Genomic DNA, 3,277 nt, shown 5'->3' on the forward strand with positions numbered 1-3,277 from the left:
TATTTGTACATTGAAAACTAGATAAGTAAGTAAAATATAGATTTTACCAAGCAAAACCGAGTGAATAAAGAGTTTTAAATAAGCTTGAATTCATAAGAAATAATCGCTAGTGTTCGAAAGAACACTCACAAGATTAATAACGCGTTTCCTGTAGGATGGAAACATAGATTAAGTTATTAAGGGCGCACGGTGGATGCCTTGGCACTAGAAGCCGATGAAGGACGTTACTAACGACGATATGCTTTGGGGAGCTGTAAGTAAGCTTTGATCCAGAGATTTCCGAATGGGGAAACCCAGCATGAGTTATGTCATGTTATCGATATGTGAATACATAGCATATCAGAAGGCACACCCGGAGAACTGAAACATCTTAGTACCCGGAGGAAGAGAAAGAAAATTCGATTCCCTTAGTAGCGGCGAGCGAAACGGGAAGAGCCCAAACCAACAAGCTTGCTTGTTGGGGTTGTAGGACACTCTATACGGAGTTACAAAGGACGACATTAGACGAATCATCTGGAAAGATGAATCAAAGAAGGTAATAATCCTGTAGTCGAAAATGTTGTCTCTCTTGAGTGGATCCTGAGTACGACGGAGCACGTGAAATTCCGTCGGAATCTGGGAGGACCATCTCCTAAGGCTAAATACTCTCTAGTGACCGATAGTGAACCAGTACCGTGAGGGAAAGGTGAAAAGCACCCCGGAAGGGGAGTGAAATAGAACCTGAAACCGTGTGCTTACAAGTAGTCAGAGCCCGTTAATGGGTGATGGCGTGCCTTTTGTAGAATGAACCGGCGAGTTACGATTTGATGCAAGGTTAAGCAGTAAATGTGGAGCCGTAGCGAAAGCGAGTCTGAATAGGGCGTTTAGTATTTGGTCGTAGACCCGAAACCAGGTGATCTACCCTTGGTCAGGTTGAAGTTCAGGTAACACTGAATGGAGGACCGAACCGACTTACGTTGAAAAGTGAGCGGATGAACTGAGGGTAGCGGAGAAATTCCAATCGAACCTGGAGATAGCTGGTTCTCTCCGAAATAGCTTTAGGGCTAGCCTCAAGTGATGATTATTGGAGGTAGAGCACTGTTTGGACGAGGGGCCCCTCTCGGGTTACCGAATTCAGACAAACTCCGAATGCCAATTAATTTAACTTGGGAGTCAGAACATGGGTGATAAGGTCCGTGTTCGAAAGGGAAACAGCCCAGACCACCAGCTAAGGTCCCAAAATATATGTTAAGTGGAAAAGGATGTGGCGTTGCCCAGACAACTAGGATGTTGGCTTAGAAGCAGCCATCATTTAAAGAGTGCGTAATAGCTCACTAGTCGAGTGACACTGCGCCGAAAATGTACCGGGGCTAAACATATTACCGAAGCTGTGGATTGTCCTTTGGACAATGGTAGGAGAGCGTTCTAAGGGCGTTGAAGCATGATCGTAAGGACATGTGGAGCGCTTAGAAGTGAGAATGCCGGTGTGAGTAGCGAAAGACGGGTGAGAATCCCGTCCACCGATTGACTAAGGTTTCCAGAGGAAGGCTCGTCCGCTCTGGGTTAGTCGGGTCCTAAGCTGAGGCCGACAGGCGTAGGCGATGGATAACAGGTTGATATTCCTGTACCACCTATAATCGTTTTAATCGATGGGGGGACGCAGTAGGATAGGCGAAGCGTGCGATTGGATTGCACGTCTAAGCAGTAAGGCTGAGTATTAGGCAAATCCGGTACTCGTTAAGGCTGAGCTGTGATGGGGAGAAGACATTGTGTCTTCGAGTCGTTGATTTCACACTGCCGAGAAAAGCCTCTAGATAGAAAATAGGTGCCCGTACCGCAAACCGACACAGGTAGTCAAGATGAGAATTCTAAGGTGAGCGAGCGAACTCTCGTTAAGGAACTCGGCAAAATGACCCCGTAACTTCGGGAGAAGGGGTGCTCTTTAGGGTTAACGCCCAGAAGAGCCGCAGTGAATAGGCCCAAGCGACTGTTTATCAAAAACACAGGTCTCTGCTAAACCGTAAGGTGATGTATAGGGGCTGACGCCTGCCCGGTGCTGGAAGGTTAAGAGGAGTGGTTAGCTTCTGCGAAGCTACGAATCGAAGCCCCAGTAAACGGCGGCCGTAACTATAACGGTCCTAAGGTAGCGAAATTCCTTGTCGGGTAAGTTCCGACCCGCACGAAAGGCGTAACGATTTGGGCACTGTCTCAACGAGAGACTCGGTGAAATCATAGTACCTGTGAAGATGCAGGTTACCCGCGACAGGACGGAAAGACCCCGTGGAGCTTTACTGTAGCCTGATATTGAAATTCGGCACAGCTTGTACAGGATAGGTAGGAGCCTTTGAAACGTGAGCGCTAGCTTACGTGGAGGCGCTGGTGGGATACTACCCTAGCTGTGTTGGCTTTCTAACCCGCACCACTTATCGTGGTGGGAGACAGTGTCAGGCGGGCAGTTTGACTGGGGCGGTCGCCTCCTAAAAGGTAACGGAGGCGCTCAAAGGTTCCCTCAGAATGGTTGGAAATCATTCATAGAGTGTAAAGGCATAAGGGAGCTTGACTGCGAGACCTACAAGTCGAGCAGGGTCGAAAGACGGACTTAGTGATCCGGTGGTTCCGCATGGAAGGGCCATCGCTCAACGGATAAAAGCTACCCCGGGGATAACAGGCTTATCTCCCCCAAGAGTTCACATCGACGGGGAGGTTTGGCACCTCGATGTCGGCTCATCGCATCCTGGGGCTGTAGTCGGTCCCAAGGGTTGGGCTGTTCGCCCATTAAAGCGGTACGCGAGCTGGGTTCAGAACGTCGTGAGACAGTTCGGTCCCTATCCGTCGTGGGCGTAGGAAATTTGAGAGGAGCTGTCCTTAGTACGAGAGGACCGGGATGGACATACCTCTGGTGTACCAGTTGTCGTGCCAACGGCATAGCTGGGTAGCTATGTGTGGACGGGATAAGTGCTGAAAGCATCTAAGCATGAAGCCCCCCTCAAGATGAGATTTCCCAACTTCGGTTATAAGATCCCTCAAAGATGATGAGGTTAATAGGTTCGAGGTGGAAGCATGGTGACATGTGGAGCTGACGAATACTAATCGATCGAAGACTTAATCAAAATAAATGTTTTGCGAAGCAAAATCACTTTTACTTACTATCTAGTTTTGAATGTATAAATTACATTCATATGTCTGGTGACTATAGCAAGGAGGTCACACCTGTTCCCATGCCGAACACAGAAGTTAAGCTCCTTAGCGTCGATGGTAGTCGAACTTACGTTCCGCTAGAGTAGAACGTTGCCAGGCA

General features: G+C 48.4%; 2 rRNA genes. Both read left to right on the forward strand.

Annotation, left to right across the window (positions count from 1 at the left end):
* The first annotated feature begins 166 nt into the window (after positions 1-166).
* Positions 167-3,089: ribosomal RNA gene (locus IDG66_RS11870) — 23S ribosomal RNA — on the forward strand.
* Positions 3,090-3,161: 72 nt separating this feature from the next.
* Positions 3,162-3,276, forward strand: a 5S ribosomal RNA gene (gene rrf, locus IDG66_RS11875).
* The last annotated feature ends 1 nt before the right edge of the window (position 3,277 follow it).

This window comes from Staphylococcus sp. EG-SA-18, assembly GCF_017151825.1.
GTDB lineage: Bacteria > Bacillota > Bacilli > Staphylococcales > Staphylococcaceae > Staphylococcus > Staphylococcus aureus.